This window comes from uncultured Thalassospira sp. (assembly GCF_963976115.1).
Taxonomy (GTDB): domain Bacteria; phylum Pseudomonadota; class Alphaproteobacteria; order Rhodospirillales; family Thalassospiraceae; genus Thalassospira.
The window spans coordinates 110,350-129,088 of the sequence record NZ_CAXBJJ010000011.1 but is presented as its reverse complement, the minus strand read 5'-3'; the positions used below and the strand labels follow the sequence as shown (position 1 = coordinate 129,088).

At 53.7% G+C, this 18,739-nt stretch carries 14 protein-coding genes; 8 read left to right on the top strand and 6 right to left on the bottom strand.

All coding sequences use genetic code 11. The features are described 5' to 3' along the window. Positions 1–53: 53 nt before the first annotated feature. Together AAC086_RS15790 and AAC086_RS15785 are read left to right on the top strand one after the other, a co-directional pair. Entirely contained in the window at positions 54–782 is a 729-nt protein-coding gene (locus AAC086_RS15790; RefSeq protein WP_339780058.1) for a hypothetical protein, read from the top strand. 210 nt (positions 783–992) lie between these two features. Continuing rightward, the gene (locus AAC086_RS15785) at positions 993–1,502 is read left to right on the top strand and encodes a DUF523 domain-containing protein (RefSeq protein WP_339780056.1); all 510 of its coding nucleotides are present in this window, start codon (positions 993–995) and stop codon (positions 1,500–1,502) included. Positions 1,503–1,556: 54 nt separating this feature from the next. Here the strand turns inward: AAC086_RS15785 and AAC086_RS15780 are convergent, their stop codons facing one another. The 4 genes from AAC086_RS15780 to goxA form a co-directional block, all read right to left on the bottom strand. Further along, on the bottom strand, positions 1,557–2,327 hold the full coding sequence (locus tag AAC086_RS15780) for a PH domain-containing protein (RefSeq protein WP_339780054.1): 771 nt from the start codon (positions 2,325–2,327) through the stop codon (positions 1,557–1,559). A 130-nt stretch (positions 2,328–2,457) separates the two neighbouring features. Then, positions 2,458–3,270 (bottom strand): class D beta-lactamase, encoded by an 813-nt coding sequence (gene blaOXA / locus AAC086_RS15775; RefSeq protein WP_339780052.1) that lies wholly within the window; start codon positions 3,268–3,270, stop codon positions 2,458–2,460. A gap of 505 nt (positions 3,271–3,775) precedes the next feature. Then, on the bottom strand, positions 3,776–4,867 hold the full coding sequence (gene goxB / locus AAC086_RS15770) for a glycine oxidase maturase GoxB (protein WP_339780051.1): 1,092 nt from the start codon (positions 4,865–4,867) through the stop codon (positions 3,776–3,778). Next, complete coding sequence (gene goxA, locus AAC086_RS15765) at positions 4,864–6,906, bottom strand: CTQ-dependent glycine oxidase GoxA (protein WP_339780049.1); 2,043 nt, start codon at positions 6,904–6,906, stop codon at positions 4,864–4,866. Before goxA ends, goxB begins: the two co-directional genes overlap by 4 nt. 288 nt (positions 6,907–7,194) lie before the next feature. Between goxA and AAC086_RS15760 the strand changes: the two genes are divergently transcribed. From AAC086_RS15760 to recA, 3 genes are all read left to right on the top strand, one after another. Then, positions 7,195–8,094, top strand: coding sequence for a DMT family transporter (locus tag AAC086_RS15760; RefSeq protein WP_339780047.1), 900 nt, complete (start codon positions 7,195–7,197; stop codon positions 8,092–8,094). A gap of 360 nt (positions 8,095–8,454) precedes the next feature. Further along, positions 8,455–8,928: a nickel-responsive transcriptional regulator NikR gene (gene nikR, locus AAC086_RS15755; protein ID WP_339780045.1), complete on the top strand. Its 474-nt coding sequence runs from the start codon at positions 8,455–8,457 to the stop codon at positions 8,926–8,928. A gap of 309 nt (positions 8,929–9,237) precedes the next feature. Then, the gene (recA, locus tag AAC086_RS15750) at positions 9,238–10,311 is read left to right on the top strand and encodes a recombinase RecA (RefSeq protein ID WP_339780043.1); all 1,074 of its coding nucleotides are present in this window, start codon (positions 9,238–9,240) and stop codon (positions 10,309–10,311) included. A gap of 301 nt (positions 10,312–10,612) precedes the next feature. On the opposite strand, the gene AAC086_RS15745 is transcribed toward recA, so the two are convergent. Together AAC086_RS15745 and AAC086_RS15740 are read right to left on the bottom strand one after the other, a co-directional pair. Next, positions 10,613–11,131 (bottom strand): superoxide dismutase family protein, encoded by a 519-nt coding sequence (locus tag AAC086_RS15745; protein WP_339780042.1) that lies wholly within the window; start codon positions 11,129–11,131, stop codon positions 10,613–10,615. Between the two features lie 471 nt (positions 11,132–11,602). Next, positions 11,603–12,289, bottom strand: a complete 687-nt coding sequence (locus AAC086_RS15740; protein ID WP_339780040.1) for a DUF5610 domain-containing protein — start codon at positions 12,287–12,289, stop codon at positions 11,603–11,605. Between the two features lie 328 nt (positions 12,290–12,617). Here AAC086_RS15740 and leuS point away from each other — a divergent pair, with 328 nt between their 5' ends. The 3 genes from leuS (at position 12,618) to AAC086_RS15725 (ending at position 18,734) form a co-directional block, all read left to right on the top strand. Then, positions 12,618–15,650 carry a leucine--tRNA ligase gene (gene leuS / locus AAC086_RS15735; protein WP_339780192.1) on the top strand — a complete coding sequence of 1,011 codons (3,033 nt, stop codon included), beginning with the start codon at positions 12,618–12,620 and terminating at the stop codon, positions 15,648–15,650. A 236-nt stretch (positions 15,651–15,886) separates the two neighbouring features. Further along, entirely contained in the window at positions 15,887–17,347 is a 1,461-nt protein-coding gene (locus tag AAC086_RS15730) for a TrkH family potassium uptake protein (RefSeq protein ID WP_339780038.1), read from the top strand. A 97-nt stretch (positions 17,348–17,444) separates the two neighbouring features. Next, positions 17,445–18,734: a nucleotide sugar dehydrogenase gene (locus AAC086_RS15725; protein ID WP_339780036.1), complete on the top strand. Its 1,290-nt coding sequence runs from the start codon at positions 17,445–17,447 to the stop codon at positions 18,732–18,734. Positions 18,735–18,739: the final 5 nt, after the last annotated feature.

The following is an 18,739-nucleotide window of genomic DNA, read 5'->3' as shown; positions in this document are numbered from 1 at the left end:
ATATGCTTAAACCTGCACATAAATTTTATGCGTCCGGAGGGAGCCGCCTGATTGTGCAGGACCGTTTTGCTTTTGATATTGCCCGCAAGTTTGCGGGAGTCGTTTTTCTTGTGCTGCTGGTTGTTGCCCTATTGCCATTTCACCCGGCGCAGGCACATGGCCCGATAGGTGGGAAATGTCTGGTTATGGCAATGCCCGAAGTTTTGGGGCCGCAACACAATTACGACAATTACATTCTGGCAATGGCGCAGGCCGGCTTGTGCGTTGACCCTGTCTGGATGCCTAACGGGCGGGCTGTTTTGGCTCTCGAAAACGGGGATGTAGACGGCATTTTTGCCCGCCCTCCCGGGTTCGACGCTGAAGTTTCTGTTCCGGTTTTATCGGGTTCAGCCCGCGTTGGCCGGGTGCCTGAAGTGCTGGTAACAAGGGATGCCATGATCACCGGCCTGGGTGATTTGCGCGACCAGTTTGTGGGTGTTTGGCTGGGGTCAAAATGGTCTGACGACTTGCTGGCGAATTACCCGAATGTGGTGCGTGTGCCGGGGGGCCCAAAGATGATGCAAAGCATGATCAAAATGGGCCGTATCGATGCCATGCTGCTCGATGGCTATTCCCTTGACGTAACCGGCGGAGTGCCTCCGGGTTTTTACGCACATAGTGTTGGCGAGATCACGGTCTATAGCTGGGTTTTGGCCCGGCATCGCGATTATCTTCCTAAGCTGGATGCCGGAACCGTTATATTTCGCCAGCACATGCTAAAAGGCGGGGCGAAACAGTTCTGATCCGTTCGGGCTGGTGATCATGTGGTGCGTCTGATTGGTGACGGTAACGTCTCAACTGGCTTGATATCGCGATATCAAAATGACCATGTGAAGCGCGCTTTCGGGGCGTAAATTTTTCGGCAAAGGCAGCCCGGTTTTCAGGATAAGGTATATTATTACACTATCTTTTTGTTGTGTTGAGTTTGTATTTTTCGTTCGGAGAACCTGTTTGTGCGTGCTCGTATCCTGATCAGTTCGTGTTTGTTGGGCGCGCCGGTGCGCTATAACGGGTCTGCCAAAATGTTGGTTCATGGTGCGATTGACCGGTGGCAGAAAGAAGGGCGTCTGGTGTCGGTATGCCCGGAAATATCAGCAGGTTTGCCCATTCCACGGCCACCCGCTGAAATTGAACGGGGCTATGATGGCGCAGATGTTTTGGTGGGCAATGCCCGTATCGTTGAAAATACCGGGCGAGATGTCACCGATGCCTTTTTGTCAGGTGCGCAAATTGCCCTTGATATAGCCCTTTCCCACCGGTGCCAGTTTGCATTGTTAACCGATGGCAGCCCATCCTGCGGCAGCAGTTTTATCTATGACGGGCAATTTAACGGCACGCGCCATAACGGTGTTGGGGCCACTGTTGCCTTGTTACAACGCAACGGCATTGCCGTTTTTACCAATACAAAACAGGGTATAGAACAACTTGAGCAGGCGTTAATGCAGGCCGATCTGGCTGTTTAAAGGTTCTTGTCTGCCATTGTTCATTCGGCGCATGACGCCAGCTTCCCAATTGTTTTAGAACGTCTCGGTTTCCGACGGCAGATTGCGGTTTTGGTCTTGCGATTCAATCACGGTTTCGCGACTGCGCCCGGTAATGTTTACCGGGTCGCTTGCCCGGTGCGATGTGACCCGGCCAAAGAAATCCGATAGTTCTTTGGCAACTTTTTCAGGCGATGTTACCTGACGCAGGATAAAGCTGTAACCCAGCCGGTCGGTTATGCGTAAATCGCCAAAATCAAAGATATTGCCAATCACGCTTTTATAAATCTGGGTGGCCTTGATGGCTTCAAACCCGGTGTCGTCCTGATCTTTAACGAAAACACCGCTGCGCGTGACAATGCGGCAATTGGTGATCACGCGTTCAAAAAAGAACAGGTCGCGTACAGCCGTCAGCGGCAGTAAAATACTGTCGCGTGCTGCGGCGGTGGAAAGGCCCAGGGCGCGGCGAAAAATGCGCCAGATAATTGAAATCGCCGCAATAATCACGCCAAACAGGGCGATGGAAAAGACAAATTCGTAATTCTCCCACATCCGGTTCAGCGCGGCAAAGGCATCGGGTCCGGTGACGGCGGATTTAAGATAGGGGCGCAGAAAATCGTAAATCTCGCGGTAATGATAGGCCGCGTATATCAGCACCGCCAGCCAGATGATTTTAATGATACCAGGTACCAGAATGGATGTGGCCGATAACGGCAAGTCCATGATCACAACTTCACCGTCATGTAAATGACGCCGAATGCCCTTAAAGGGTTTGGTTTGCGCGTTTTCGGTGTTTTTCCGGCTCATGAAGGCTGTCCTGTGTGTTGCGACGGCCCCCACCATACTGCTTGTGCTATATATTTCGCAAGGCGATGGCGCGCTGTCGGGGGAAATGGGTGCGTGTTTTGCCGGATATAAAAGTTTTGGTGACGGGCGGCTAAAACGTGCCGTCGTGGGCAAACAAATCAGCCAGTACAGCATCGCGCGCCGTAAATCCCGGTGGTTGGGCCGGGCGGGTACTGTCATGTGTCAGCCGGGCAAAAACCACTTTTCTGTTGCCTTTGTATGCCCAGCCAACAAACCAGCCCCAGGGTTGGCCCTTGATTACGGTGCCATCAGCCTTTTGCGAAAGCCCGGCACCGGTTTTGCCATAGACGTGCCAGCCGCTGGGTTGCAACCCGATGTCAAACAGCTTTGGTACCTGATCATAGGTATTTTCTGACACAGGTAATTCATGTCGCACCAGTTTTTGTAAAAAGGCGACCTGTTGGGCAGGGGAGATTTGCAGGCTTGAACTTAACCACGCATGGGTCAGGCCGTTATGTGTTCCACCATCGCCCGAAACATCGCGGTTGCCATAATCGAAGGCGGTGACATAGGCCTTAAACCGGTCTTCGCCCAGTTGCCGTGTGATGTGTTGCGAATACCACACCACAGAATTTTTGATCCAGTTGCTTGGGTCGGTGTCGTTGCGCCATGATGAACGCCAGTCGGGATAGCCTTTCTGGAACGGTAAAACCGGATGATGGGCATCGGTTAAAATGCCTGCGTCATATCCCATCAGGCTGATCGCGATTTTAAAGGTCGAGGCGGCGGTGGCGGTCTGGTTGCAATCACCTTGCGACAGCAGGGTGTTACCGGTTTGGGCATCGGCGAGCAGGGTGCAAACGATGCTGGTTTTGGCCTGTGCCAGTGTTGGCAGATTTAACGCCCCGGCCAACAGGCTCATGATAAACAATATGTGTTTCACAATCCTGCCTTCCTTAAAGTATCCGTCTTGATCAAGCAATGTGCAGTCTTGATTGAAAACCTGAATTTATCCTGAATCCTGTTGTATCGGTGATGTTATATCAAAGCTTGTTGATCAAAACCGATCAACAAGCCCCTTAAAGCACTTTTCCTTTAATATGACCCATTTTGTTTGTTTTTGGCGTGTCGTTTGGCAAGGCACAGCGCGCGGCGCGATGCGGCGCATCGGGCGAGCGGTGTAACGCCGCCAAACACCGCCAAAATCAAACCCTGTGGGCCAGCGCAGTCTGCCGCCTGGCCGCGTCGAAATCCTTGTCCGTAAACCCATTACGCCCGGCGGACTTCTCCTTGCCAGGCGGCAGACTGAGCTGGCAAAATGGGTCATATTAAAGGAAAAGTGCTTTAGTCGGGCGGGCTTTTTGAGCCCTTGCCTTTCGCGGCATGGGCCGCGTCGCAATGTCGCGCCGACCCCATTCTCAACAAGTTATTGTCATCGATAATTGCTTTTACATCTGATTTTTCTGTCGGCGCTGCCAGAACACCGATCCGTCAAACCGTTTTTCCTGCTGATAGATTTTTTGCCGCTGGACCAAAAAATCGGCGACGCCTTTTTTAACCGCCGCCTCATAGGATGTCAGGGCGTCGGTTTGGCCTTTTTGGCTGGCGCAGATGGCGTGGCTGGCCTGGCGGGCCATCCACAGGGCCGTTGTCATTCCGTGCGATGAGAGCGGGTCAAACGCGGCGGCGGCATCGCCGACTGCAACCCAGTTATGCCCGGTTACCGGTGTCATCCATGTTGTGCCGGCACTAGCCAGCATCGGCAGATCGCCCAGGCAAAAACCGGCACTGTCGATCCAGCGGGCGATGTGGCGGGTATTTGCCACCTGTGTGGACCATGTGGCAAAATCCCGGCTGATCCCGGCGGGCAACAGATCGGGATCGGAAAAATAGCTGATCACCATGCGGCCGCCGGGCAAAAGGGCGGCATACCACCAGCCGTCCTTAGCCGTTTCAATCAGTGTTGCCGGTGTTGGCTCTATATCTGTATCGGTCTGGTTTAAAAAGCAATGTGCCGCAACGAGCTGATCCGCCCGGTGCCGTTCGCCTTGGGTGATGGCAAGGGTGCTGCTGCGTCCTGTGCAGTCCATGGCATAGCGAAAGCTGTGCTTCGCGCCATTGGTCAGGGTGACGTCCCAATTCTTGCCGTTCAGGCTGGCGCGCTGCACGGTGCTGTCAATATGGGTGGCACAGCATTTTAGGGCGGCGGAGAACAGGTCATGTTCAAAACCGGCCCGGTCCAGGACGCATCCTGGCCCTTCAAGATGCACAATGGCATTTCGTTCATGTAACTGATCGCTGCCCCAGGCTGAAAAACTGGTATTTGCCGCCCGGTGGATCGGGCGGGTTAACAAATGGGCAAGCCCCAGATTGGCCAGAATGGTGTTGGCGGCAGGCGATAATGTTTCGCCAATCCGGTCGCGATCCGGTGTGGGGGCGGGGGCAACCCAAATCGGGCGCACCCCGCATTGTGCAAGCGCAATGCAGGATGCGGCCCCGGCAATGCCGCCGCCGATGACAGCAATTCTGGCACGGCTCATTTCGGCAATTCACCGTCTTCCGGTGTCCAGAAATAATTCATTTCCATGTCACTGCGTTCCATTTCAACGAACATTTCTGCCGGAATTTTTTCGGGGCGTTTGTCATCGCTGGGGCCAGGTTTGCGCACCACAAACCCCATGCGTTGCCACAGCGAAATCATGTTGGTGATGCCATCCCAGTAACTGCCATTGGCATGATAGCCAATGCCCGCGACCCCGCGCGACCACGGCACACGGTTTTCAAAGAACTTTTCGCGTTCGGCCGTCGAAAGGTCGGTGCGCATCATTTCGTCGTAATAGCGTTCCGGCAGTACATCAATTGGCAGCAATGCCGGCCACCAGACGGCGGTGGGAAATTCCGACTGCATCAGAACCTGCTGGCAGCTAAAGGCATCGCATTGCCACGGCAGGCCCATCCAGCGGGTTAAATCGCCCGGCATTTGCGGGCCAATCGGCGGCGGGGCGCCATTGCCGCCGTTAAATGCCTTTTCCGGCGTCAGCAAGCGGCCAATATTCTGGATCAGGCTGGGCCGGTTGCCATGCGCAATGCGAAACGGTTCGGCATTTTGGGTGCGGTTGCGTTCATACATCGGGGCCAGCCGCAAATAATAGGTCAGTTCCACGCCGGGGTGAAACGCTCCGCCCGAACAGGGTTCAAGGGCGGCTTCGGTTAAGGCATGGGGGCGCAGGGCCACATCCATGTCGTCAAGTGCCTGAATGGCGTCGGCTTTTTCATCCTTGAAATCATCGACAAAATTGCCCGCCGCCCAGGCTTTTAAATAGGAATATTGCAGCTTGGGAAACTGAAACCATTGCAGCGGGCTGCCATCATAATTAACCCCGTCACCCAGCATATAGGGCATTTTAAGCTGTTCTTCTTTATAGGCATCGGGGCCGGTATTTTCCGGATTGCGGAATTTGGCAAAGACATCCTCGCGGAACTTTTTGTTTTCCGGCGAAGGATCGGCCAGTTTGGCAATATAGGCAGGGTCCGAAAAATTGCCCACATTCAACCAGCCTTCGCGCAGATTGGCGGCATTGGTCAGCCATTCCATCAGGGCCAGGCGGCGGAAGGTGGGGTAAATATATTTGCGAAACGATAGCGGTTCGCTGGGGGCGGCGGACCATTTTTGCGCAACGTTCAAATCGTCAATCACGTCATACAGGGTGGTGATTGGCGGAATTTCCGGGGCAAAATTGGGGCCGACACAGGCAATCCATGCCCCTTCTGCCGCCATTTCGGTGCCATCGCCCAATGTCACTTTGGCGGTGACCGGGCCATCGCACCAGTCATCGTGCCAGCCGTCATTGTCAGCAAAGCTGGTAATACCGGCATTTACCGGGCTGGACGATTTGCCATCGGGGGGAAAGACCAGCAAGCGCCCGTCATCATCGGTGCGCACTTCGCCAAGACCGACCGGGTTGTCACCATAAAAAGAACCGCCCATGGCAAAATCATCCATGCCGCCATCCTTGTTCGTGCCTTTGCCCGAAATCGATGTGGCACCGCCATCAATGACCAGCATTTGTTCGCGCTTTTTGTCGGATACGAAATACTGGTTGCGCATCTGGCCGGGCAGGCCGGGGGCCAGGTCGCCATTATCAAGCGGGTTGTTAAACCCGTACCAGGCGGCTTTGGTATTGGCGACATGGACCTGCCAGTTGATGGTGGCATCATTGCCGGTAATTTCGCCAATCACGCGGTCCTCGTTGTCAAACGCGTAAATGCGAAACCGCTGGACCTGCTTTTTGATCAGTTGCCGCCCATCCTTGAACCCGCCTTCGGGGTGCGGCGGCAGGCCGGGAACCTCGGGGGCCAAAAACCATTGCTTGCTGCCGCCCACACGCGAAATACCAATGGCAGGATAAATGCCCAGCCTGGCAATTTTTGCCCCTTTGGGGGCGGCCTGTGCGGCATTGGCACTGCTGATCGCCGATTTTGCGATCATGGGAAACGCCATCAGGATCGCCCCCGCCCCAACACCTGCCAAAAAATCGCGACGTTTAAGTCCTTGTTTATGAGGCTGCTTTGAATCCATCGTGTAGTCTCCCCTGTTTATACAATTTCCAATAATTATTCCTCAGGTTGATAATGGGGGCAATAAAACAATTTCAATTATAGTATGTATTTCAACCGTTTTTGGCATCACAAAAACGGGTTTAAACCGTCTGCAGTACCGCCTTTCGGGGTCCTTGTTTTTCAATATCAGGAGCACATCCCCCTGTTCGTTCCGATTGCGAATTTGCCCGATATGTGATTGAAACACTTTTTGGTTTTGCTGCCTTTTCAGACGAGACTTCGCGTCTCCCGATTGGATGCCCCTTGCATGATCCCTTTTTTCGGTGAAGCTGCCGCCATGACGGCGGCCCTGACCTGGGCCACGTCGAGCATGATTTTTTCCAATATTGGCGGCAAGGCCGGGGCGCAAAGTGTTAATCGCGGGCGGTTATTATGTTCAATTATCTGTCTGACGGTTCTCCACTGGCTGGTTGAAGGTCAACCCTGGCCGCATGCCACCACGCCCGAACAATTGGGGTGGCTCACCCTTTCATCGGTTTTGGGGCTGGTGATTGGCGATGCCATGCTGTTTCACGCCTTTGTCGTGTTGGGGGCGCGGTTATCGATGCTGATGATGTCATCGGTGCCGATCATGGGCACGGTGCTGGCATGGTTTCTGTTCGACGAGGTTTTAAGCCCAGGCCAGATCGGCGGGGTGGCCCTGGGGGTTGGCGGCATTCTGACCGTGATCATGATCCGCAAGGGGCGACCGGCCAACTTGAACGGGCGCCAGTATCTGATCGGCATTTTGTGCGGGCTGGGCGGGGCAATGGGCCAGGTTGCCAATCTGATTACAGCGAAATACGCGCTGATTGGCGGGTATTCGGCCCTGTCTGCGACATGGATACGCACCTTGGTTGCCGTCCTGATTATGTGGGGTATTGCCGCCCTTACCGGTCGTGTGCGCCGAACCCTGGTGTCATGCACGGCACCCGATGTGCGCAGATGGCTGATGCTGGGTGCTTTTATCGGCCCGGCCATGGGGGTGTGGTTGTCGATGCTGGCGGTGCAAAACGCCAATGTTGGTATTGCCAGTACCTTAATGGCAACACCGCCGGTTTTGCTGATTGTTTATGAAGCTGTGATCTTGCGCAAACCCGTTGGCGTGCAGGCCGTGATTGGTACCTGTATGGCCTTTGCCGGTGTTGCCGTGCTGTTTTTGCTGTAAATAAAAAAAACAGCCATACTTAAAAAAGCACGGCTGTTAGTTAAACAGATAAAATATCTGTGGGACACGAGCAAATGCTTAAACGGAGCGGAAAATGACAGGGAAGTCGCTGTCCGTTTATGCATTTGAATCATATGAGGCATTTTTGTGGTTGTCACCCTTCGTATCGGGAATGTTTGAATTTGTCAGAATTCAATGAACGGTGCCTGATCGGGCCTGTATCATCAATCCGTCCGCAGGGGCTGCTATGATAAAGGCTGTTGCGAAGTTTGATTGAAACATCTGCCATCCTTTGTAAAACTGTCAGCAATGATGTTGAAGTAGGCAGGTATAACGGATGATTTGGGAAAGGAAGTTTGTATGACGCGTGTCACCGTCTCGATCGAGGATGATTTGATGTCGGCGTTCGATGCATTTCTGGACGGGCGCGGCTATACCAACCGATCCGAAGGGTTTCGCGACCTGATCCGCGAAAAACTGCAACAGGAACAACTGGCCGAAGACAAAAACGGCAGTGGCATTGCTGTTCTGAATTATGTTTATGATCATGAAGAACGGATGCTGGCCAGCCGTTTGATGTCGGCGCAGCACGAGCATCATGATCTGACCGTTTCAACGGTTCATTTCCACATTGATCATGATACCTGCCTTGAAATTGTGACGCTGAAAGGTAAACTCGGCGATATCCGCAAATTCGCCGATCAGATCCTGGCCCAGGCCGGTGTGCGTCACGGCAGTCTTTATATCGTGCCGGGTGAATTGCATGTCGAGGCCCACCGCCACAGCGATGACGGACACACCCACAAGCACGAACACCTGAAAATCATTACCTGATCGTGTTCGGTTCGCTGGCGAGGGGGATGCTTTAGCGGTTTTGTCATTGCATTGTCGGGCTTAAAATCTCTGTTTTCATTAAATTGATTTTAGCAGGCAAATTTCTGAGGGAAGAAATGAGAACAAACTTGCAACATCCAAAAGGATGTGACAGTGTTCGCATTATGTTCTCAACGCCCCTGTGTGGAAAAACAGCGATACGTTCCATTTTTCCATGCAGGGTACCCAGCGGTGGCGTTCCGCATTTCGGACCGGGGAACCGCCCGCGTTGCATCTGACCCGGCCCTGTGGAATAAGAGAGTTCGAGCAATGATTCAAACCGCGCTGAATTTGGTGGATAAGGATACTATGGATAAGCAAAAAGCACTCGAAGCCGCCCTGGGGCAGATCGAACGCGCCTTTGGCAAGGGCTCGATCATGAAGTTGGGGCAGCGTGGCAGTGTTATTGACATTTCGGCAATTTCAACCGGTTCGCTCGGGCTCGATATTGCACTTGGTATTGGCGGCTTGCCCAAAGGCCGTATTGTTGAAATTTATGGCCCTGAAAGCTCGGGTAAAACAACCCTGGCCCTGCATGTGATTGCCGAAGCCCAAAAAGCGGGCGGCACCTGTGCCTTTGTTGATGCCGAGCACGCGCTTGACCCGGGATATGCCCGCAAACTTGGCGTTAATGTCGACGAATTGCTGATTTCACAGCCCGATGCCGGTGAACAGGCGTTGGAAATTTCCGATACACTGGTGCGTTCTGGTGCCATTGATGTGCTGGTGGTCGATTCCGTGGCTGCTCTTGTTCCGCGTGCCGAACTTGAAGGTGAAATGGGCGATACCCATGTCGGCTTGCAGGCCCGTTTGATGAGCCAGGCCTTGCGTAAACTGACCAGTTCGGTTTCGCGGTCCAACTGCATGGTTATTTTTATCAACCAGATCCGCATGAAAATCGGTGTGATGTTTGGCAGCCCGGAAACCACGACCGGTGGTAACGCGCTTAAGTTTTATGCCTCTGTCCGTTTGGATATTCGTCGCATCGGTCAGATCAAGGACCGTGACGAGGTTGTCGGCAACCAGACACGGGTCAAGGTTGTTAAAAACAAAATGGCCGCGCCGTTCAAGCAGGTCGAGTTTGACATCATGTATGGCGAAGGCGTTTCCAAGATGGGTGAAATCCTTGATCTGGGTGTCAAAGCCGGGATCGTGGAAAAATCGGGGTCGTGGTTTTCCTATAATTCCACCCGTGTTGGCCAGGGGCGTGAAAACGCCAAAAACTTCCTGCGTGACAACCCGGAAATGACCAACGAAATTGAACGCGCCATTCGCGAAAGTGCCGGTTTGATCGCCGAAAGCATGACCAATATGAGCGAAGACGAAGTCAGCAATGACGATTAGGTTTTTGACGGCATGATGAAGTTAAAGCGGGTGCTTTGTGCGCCCGCTTTTTTGTCTGCGATAGTATTGGCGGCCTGAAATGAATGTGGAAAATGCGACATTTGGCACAGGTCGGGGGCCGCAATTGTTTGTCCTCCCGGTGGGGAGGGGCGTAAACATGCTTTTCCATCGTAAAACGTCTTCTTGCCGCCGGGCCATTGGCATCGGCGGCACTTCAAAGCCAGTTATTCTTTAAGAATGATATTTGGGCATGTCAGGCTACGTGGTTTTTGCGGTTGCCCAGGCCTGTTCATTGGCCTGTTCATTCAATAATCGCGCAAGCGATACGGTCCCCCGCAGCACCGGAAGGCTGGGACATATAATCGTCTTCACCGGCATGGATAACGATGGCTTTGCCGCGAATGGCATTGGCACCGCCATCAAGGATGACCCGGGTGTTGATGACCTGACTGAACATTTTGTCTAGTTCATTGACATATTGGTTGGGCATGTCCCCGGCATGCGGGCCGTTTGGAACCAGAAAACCATGTGGATTTTTAGTGGGGTTGAAATGGCCCCCCGCGGTTGTAAAGGCGCTGGCTGTGTCGCATTCACCGTTTTCATGAATGTGAAAGGCCACCCATTGGTCCGCCGGAAGGCCGGTTAGCGCAGTCATGATCACGACGCCGCCCGTGGTTTGGGTCAGCTTGGCCGTGCCAATATTGGTTCCTTCAATATTGTGGAAGGTCGCGGTGGCCGTGACTTCAGCAAAGGCGGGAAAAGCAAGCAGTGAAACTGCGCCAGCGACAAAGGCGCGTAAGGGGACGGTGATGGCCCGCATCGGTGTTCTCCTTATTAATTTGTTAACCTATTGAACCACGCAGCCTGCGCTTTGTTCCCGTGCGGGGCGGGTTTGTTTTATCCTCCCGGCCTTTTTGTTTTTTTGAGCTGGACGGGGGATTGCGGGCAATGTGCAACGTGCAACGGCAAACCGTTATTTTCAAAAAAGCCCCTGTAAAGGTTAAATCTTTAAAACCACCTGCTTTTGGACAGGCCCGGATTTTGTGAACGGGCGTCGTTTCACATTTTGCTCAGACAAATTTATACATAAGAGATGGTCTGCAGGCGCATAAAAAAGACCGACCTGACATATGAGTGTCAGGTCGGTCTGCTTCTTGCGGCTTGCTCGGTCTTATTCTGTTTTTCGATGTCGGTGACCTTCAGGGTTTTTCAATATCCCAAGGTGAATTTTATCGAAAAAAATAACAAACAGCTTCAGAGTGTAGTTCTGTGCCCTGTTTGCCGTTTAATTTCAGTTATAGGCACCAAATTGCGGGCGGTTTCGGTTCTGAGCCACGGCAGATTGTGCCGAATACTGGCTGGCCTGCGCTGTTTGCGTAATCTGGGTCTGAATGGTCTGTTTATCACCTTCCGGTTTGGCGGCCGCAACAGTGTCGTCCTTCTTCGGGCCAAACAGTTCGGTGATACGGGCATCAAGCGATTTCAAACCATCATCAAGGCGCTGTTGCGTGTCATTGATGCTGGCTGTAACCGTTTCATTGAGCGCACCAAGACCTTCAAGAAGGTCGCGCGCCTGATCAATGCCCTTGGCAATCCCCTTGGATGCCTCGGACAGAATATTGCGCGCTTCGTCCCCGTTTTCGGCCCGCGCCGTAATCAGGTTGGAAACCGCGCCTAAAATCCGGTCAGCAACGGCTTCGGGTGTGTAATCATCAGGATTAACACCTTCGATCGACAGCCCGGAACCAGACAGTTGTTCATTAATTGCCGAAACCATCTGATCCGTGGTCAGCGCCTGGGCAGAGCCACTGGAAAGCGAAATTTTGGTGGCATCGCCAAAAATATTCGATCCCGAGTCTTTGCCGATCTGAGAGCCATTCTTGCCAGATGCACTATCTCCGCCGGGCAAATAAGCCTGGGCAGAACGTGTTGATATTCCGGCATTTTGAATATTTTGGCCACCAACAAGGATGTCCATTTTCCAACTCCTGCGATCGTTCGGGGGAACGCGCGTTAATTTTACAACAACAACACTGGCATATTTTTACGTAAAAAGCCAGTGAAGTATTAACCGCTGGGTTGAAGGCAGGGGTTCTATGCGGGTGATCTGGCCCGGGGCGAAGGGGCGCATGGCATATGAAAAGGCCCGATATGTGCAGCATTTAACGCCGATAAATGCGATGGGGGATTGCACCGCAGGCCAAGCCCGATTATTGAACAAGGTTTAATTCGCAATTTTACCCGGTCAGGGCGTGTCGAGATTTCTCCGCGGTTTGACCCTGACCAGATGCAGGAGCAGTTTGACAGTGGTAACCCCCAAAGTGGCAAACTCTACAGTGGCAAACTATCAGGAAAGTGCCTCGGTGTTTGAAAAACGCTGGCAGGAATATTGGCGTGAAAACGATATTTATCGCACCCCAAATCCTGGCGATGCCGATTTCGACCCAAGCAAAAAGAAAAGCGTGATCCTGGATATGTTCCCCTATCCCAGCGGGGTTGGGCTGCATATTGGTCATCCGCTGGGATATATCGCCACCGATGTCAAGGCGCGCTATAAACGCATGAGCGGCTTTAACGTTCTGCATTCCATGGGCTTTGATGCCTTTGGCCTGCCTGCCGAACAGTTTGCCATTCAAACCGGCCAGCATCCGCGCATCACCACCGAAGCCAATATTGAAAATATGTTGCGCCAGTTCGAGGTGATTGGTCTGGGCCATGACCCGCATCGTCGTTTTGCCTCGACCGACCCGGAATATTATAAATGGACGCAGTGGATTTTTCTGCAGCTGTTTAACAGCTTTTATGATCCGTTAATGGAATGGACCGGCCCGGATGGCAAAGTTGTCATCGGCCGGGCCCGCCCGATTGCCGAGCTGCGCCCGCTGCTGGATGCCGGTGAGTGGTTGCTCGATGAAGACGGCGTTGCCCAGCCTGCCAGCATGGTAGGCGATGGTGTAAAAGCCGAAGGGGCCGCCATTGGCCGCGCGATTGACCGCGCCCGCCTGGCCTATGTCGATGAAGTGCCGGTAAACTGGTGCCCGATGCTGGGCACGGTTTTGTCGAACGAGGAAGTCACCAACGAAGGTAAATCCGAACGCGGCGATTACCCGGTTTACAAACGTCCGCTCAAACAATGGATGTTGCGCATTACCGATTATGCCGACCGGCTGGTATCTGACCTTGCCGGGCTGAACTGGCCCAACGGCGTTGTTGAAATGCAAAAAAGCTGGATTGGCCGTTCGGTGGGCGCGCGGGTGAATTTCCCGGTTGAAACCGTTTCGGGCGTCGATCGCAAAATCGCCGTTTACACTACCCGGCCCGACACCATTTTTGGGGCAACCTATATGGTGCTGGCACCCGAACATCCGTTGGTGGATGCGCTGGTTGTCGAGGGGGCAAAAGACGCGGTTGCCGCCTATCGCAAACAGGCCGCCGAGGTTAAGGCCGTGTCGGCCAAGGACGATGCCGAACGCGAAAAAACCGGTGTGTTTATCGGGGCCTATGCCACCAACCCGGTCACGGGCGATAAAATCCCGGTCTGGATTGCCGATTACGTTTTGATGGGCTATGGCACCGGTGCCATTATGGCGGTGCCGTCGGGCGATCTGCGTGACTTTGAATTTGCCCGCAAGTTCAACCTGCCGATCAAGGCGACCACGCGCCCGACCGAAAACTGGCTTAAAGATAACGCCCCCGCCGATGCCGCAGGCCTGCAAGGCGATGCGCTGTTGGCAAAATATGTTGAAGCACCTGAAACATTTGCCGCAGCCTATACCGACACCGGCGAAAACATCAATTCCGCCAATGACGGCGTTTCGCTGAATGGCCTTGCAACCCATGATGCCAAGGCCCGGATGATTGAATGGCTGGAACAACACGGCATTGGCCGGGGTCGCACGCAATATAAATTGCGTGACTGGCTGTTTTCACGCCAGCGTTATTGGGGCGAACCGTTTCCGGTTCTGTTCGATATCGAAACCGGGCAGGTGCATGGTGTGGCCGAAACCGCCTTGCCGGTTTTGCTGCCTGAAATGACCGATTTTAAACCGCAATCAAACGAAGACCCCAATTCCGAACCCGAACCGCCGCTGGCGCGTGCCAGGGAATGGATGGAAGTTGCCGGGATTGTGCTCGATGACGGTGCGGTTTTACCGGTCGATGCCAAAGCCGGGGAAACTTATGTGCATAACGGGGTGGAATATCCGGTCCGCGCGTTTAAACGCGATGCCAATTCCATGCCCAACTGGGCCGGGTCGTGCTGGTATTTCCTGCGCTATTTCGATGCCCATAATGACGAGGCTTTTGTTGCGCCCGAGGCGGCCGATTATTGGTCCAAAACACTGGATGACAACGGCAAGCCGTTGGCCGGTGCGGTGGATCTGTATGTGGGCGGGGCCGAACATGCGGTGCTGCATTTGCTGTATTCGCGGTTCTGGCACAAGGTGCTGTTCGATCTGGGGCATGTGCAAACCCCGGAACCGTTTCAGCAATTGTTTAACCAGGGGATGATCACGGCCGATGCCTATACGGATGCGCGCGGCGTGTATGTTGACATTCATGATGTTGAAATGCGCGATGTCGATGGCAAAAAACGCCCATTTAACGCCAAAACCGACGAAGCCCTGATCACCGTGCCCGGTAAAATGGGCAAACGCTATAAAAACGGTATTCCACCGGAAGAAATTTGCGATCAATATACAATCGATACCTTTCGGGCCTATGAAATGTATATGGGGCCGCTTGATAGCTCCAAGCCGTGGCAGTCTGATGCCATTGTCGGCATGTTGCGGTTTTTGGGCAATGTCTGGAAACTGGCAACCCAGGCGGAACGCACCGATGTGCTTGATGCGAAAATTGACAGCCTGGTGCATAAAACCATCGAAAAGGTTGGCAATGATATTGACAATCTGCGTCTCAATACCGCCCTTGCGGCCTTGATCGAACTGACCAACGCCCTTGGCAAACAAAGTGCGGTTCACGCGGATCATATTCGTGCCCTTGCCTTGATGGTGGCCCCGTTTGCGCCGCATCTGGGCGAAGAACTGGCAAGCACATTGGCACCCGATGAATTTGCCGTCAAAAAATCGGTGATCAGGTTTGACTGGCCGGTATTTGATGCCGAAAAAGCCAAAGACGATGAATTTGAAGTGCCGGTTCAGGTCAATGGTAAAAAACGCGGGGCCATTCTGGTGGCCGCCGATGCCGACCAGGCCACGGTCGAGGCCCTTGCCAAGGCCGAAGAAAATGTGGCTCGCCATATTGAAGGCAAAGAGATCGTCAAGTTGATTTACATCGCCAAGCCGACCCCGAAACTGGTAAATATTGTGGTTAAGGGTTAAGATCACGGTGGATTTTTAAAAATGGCGCGTCCTGACGGCTTACTTCCGGGGCGTGCCATTTTTGTTTTGGGCATGCATTGTGCGCAGATGGCGGTTACTTTCAGGCAGGATGCCCGCCACACGATTTGTTCTTTTCTGGTGGCGGGGTGTTCTGCCCGGCCTTTGTCTTTTTTGATACGCAGTGCCGGGCCTGTTTCCTTGTTACGGTATTTGCCCATCGCAACCCCGGAGAATTCATGACACCGTTTGGCAGTGCCGTGCGTTTTGTCCTGTTCGTTAATGGTTTGCTGTTGGTGGTGTTGTCATGCGCCATGGTCGTGCCGATGCTGGTCGATCTGGGCATGGCCAATGCCGACTGGTGGGCTTTTGCCGGGTCGGCCGGTGTGTGTTCGTTTGTTGGCGCATCGCTGGCATTGTCATGCCGGGGGTTGTCGGACCGGTTAAATGCCCGGGCGGGGTATTTGTTAACCGTGTCGGCCTGGGTGCTGGTCAGTTTGTTTGGCAGTTTGCCGCTGTATTTTTCCAGCCTTGGGCTAAGTTTTACCGATGCCTATTTTGAAACCATGTCCGCACTGACCACAACGGGTTCCACCGTGTTAAGCGGTCTGGATAACATGGCGCCGGGCCTGCTGCTGTGGCGATCGCTGATGCAGTGGATTGGCGGGGTGGGCATTGTTGTGATGGCGATGATGTTGCTGCCGATGTTGCGTGTCGGCGGAATGCAGCTTTTTCGTACCGAATCATCGGATATTTCGGGCAAACCGGTGGCGCGCGTGGTGCATATGGCGGCCCTGACGGTAATGGTTTATGTGGGCTTGTCGGTGTTGTGTGCGATTGGCTATGACCTTGCGGGTATGGGTAGCTTTGATGCGATCAACCATGCCATGGCCACCATTGCGACCGGCGGCTATTCGACCAAAGATGCCTCGATGGGGTATTTTAATTCGATCCCGATTGAAATTGTCGGCATTGTTTTTATGGCGGCCGGGGCGCTACCCCTGATTTTTTATGCGCATTTGTTTACCAGAGGCAGTCGGGCCTTTTTTCAGGAACGCCAGGTTCTGGTATTTTTGGGGGTGCTGGTCGGGGCCATTTTGTTGATGACGGCGTGGAATGTGGATGCCAACCATATGCCGCTTTGGCATGCATTGCGGGTGTCGGCGTTTAATGTGACATCGGTTTTGACCGATACCGGTTTTGCCACCACCGATTTTGGTGCCTGGGGCAGTTTTGCCATCGGCCTGTTTTTCATGCTGATGCTGATTGGTGGTTGTGCCGGATCAACCGCAGGCGGGATCAAGATTTTTCGCTGGCAAATTCTGTGGGGCGGTTTGGTGCGGCAATTGCGCCAGATGGTGCGGCCCAACCAGATTTTGCTGACCCGCTATGCCGGGCGCGCGGTCGATGACCAGACCATTCTGGGCGTGCGCAATTTCTTTTTCATCTACATGATGACATTGCTGGTTTTATCGGTCGGGGTGATGGCAACCGGGCCTGATTTTCTCTCAGCCGTTACATTGGTGGCACAGGGCATGGCAAATGCCGGGCCGGGCCTGGGTGCGTTAGGCGGGCCATCGGGCAATTTCGAAGCCCTGTCTGACCCGACCAAATGGGTGCTGATCGTTGCTATGCTGTTGGGGCGGTTGGAACTGATGACGGTCTATGTGCTGTTCATTGCCGAATATTGGCGCGATTAACCTGAAAGTTGCCGCGAACGTCTTGCTATGCGTTGACGCTGTTTGTAACAGCCGATAGAAGCAGTAGGTCATTTCAGAAAATGAGAAAGTCAGCTTTATGAGCCACGGACGCAAGATTTCGGTTGTTGGTTTGGGATATGTCGGGTTGCCCGTCGCGGTGGCCTTTGGCACACATAATGGGCAAACCGTTGCCTTTGACATTAACAAAAACCGGATTGCGCAATTGCGCTCGGGCCATGATGCGACGGGCGAGGTGGATGCACCGGAACTGGCGGCTGCGAACCTGCTTTTGACCGATAATGCCGCAGATCTCGCCCTGGCCGACTTTCATATTGTGACCGTACCAACCCCGATTGATCAGGCCAATCTGCCCGATCTTTCGCCGTTGCGTTCGGCGTCAAAAACGGTGGGTGCCATCCTGAAAAAAGGGGACATCGTTGTTTATGAAAGCACGGTTTACCCAGGTGCCACCGAAGATGTTTGCGTGCCGATTCTGGAAGCACAATCGGGCCTGAAGGCTGGTATTGATTTTACGGTCGGCTATTCGCCCGAGCGGATTAACCCTGGTGATCGCGAACACCGTTTTACCACCATTACCAAGGTTGTTTCCGGCCAGACCCCGGAAACGCTGGAAATCGTTGCCGCAGTTTACGGCAGTGTGGTAACGGCAGGCATTCACAAAGCCCCGACCATCAAGGCTGCCGAAGCCGCCAAGGTGATTGAAAACACCCAGCGCGATTTAAACATTGCCCTGATGAACGAATTGTCGCTGATTTTTGACCGCGCCGGTATTGATACCAGCGACGTTTTGGCCGCCGCCGGGACCAAGTGGAACTTTCTGCGCTTTACCCCCGGTCTGGTGGGCGGGCACTGCATTGGCGTTGATCCCTATTACCTGACCCACAAGGCCGAAGAACTGGGCTATTACCCGCAGGTTATTCTGGCCGGTCGCCGGATTAATGATGGCATGGGCGAAGTTGTCGCCAACAAGGTAATAAGGGCGATTTTGCGCAAAGGCGGGGTGGTAAATCCGACCGTCACGGTTCTGGGCCTGACCTTTAAGGAAAATGTGCCCGATATTCGCAATACCCGCGTGATCGACATTATCCGCGAATTGGAAGATGCCGGGATTACGGTGCAGGTGCATGACGCCATGGCCGATGCCGATGAAGTGGCGCACGAATTTGGCGGGTTAAAGCTGTGTGCGTTTGATGATCTTAAACCTGCCGATGCCGTGGTCATGGCGGTTTCGCACCGTGATTATGTCGGTGGCGGCTGGCCGATGGTGCAAAACATGCTGGCGAACGGCAAAGGTTTTGTCGCCGATGTGCGCGCCATGCTGCCCCGCGAAGACCGCCCGGACGGGATAGAGCTGTGGCGGTTGTAAAAGCC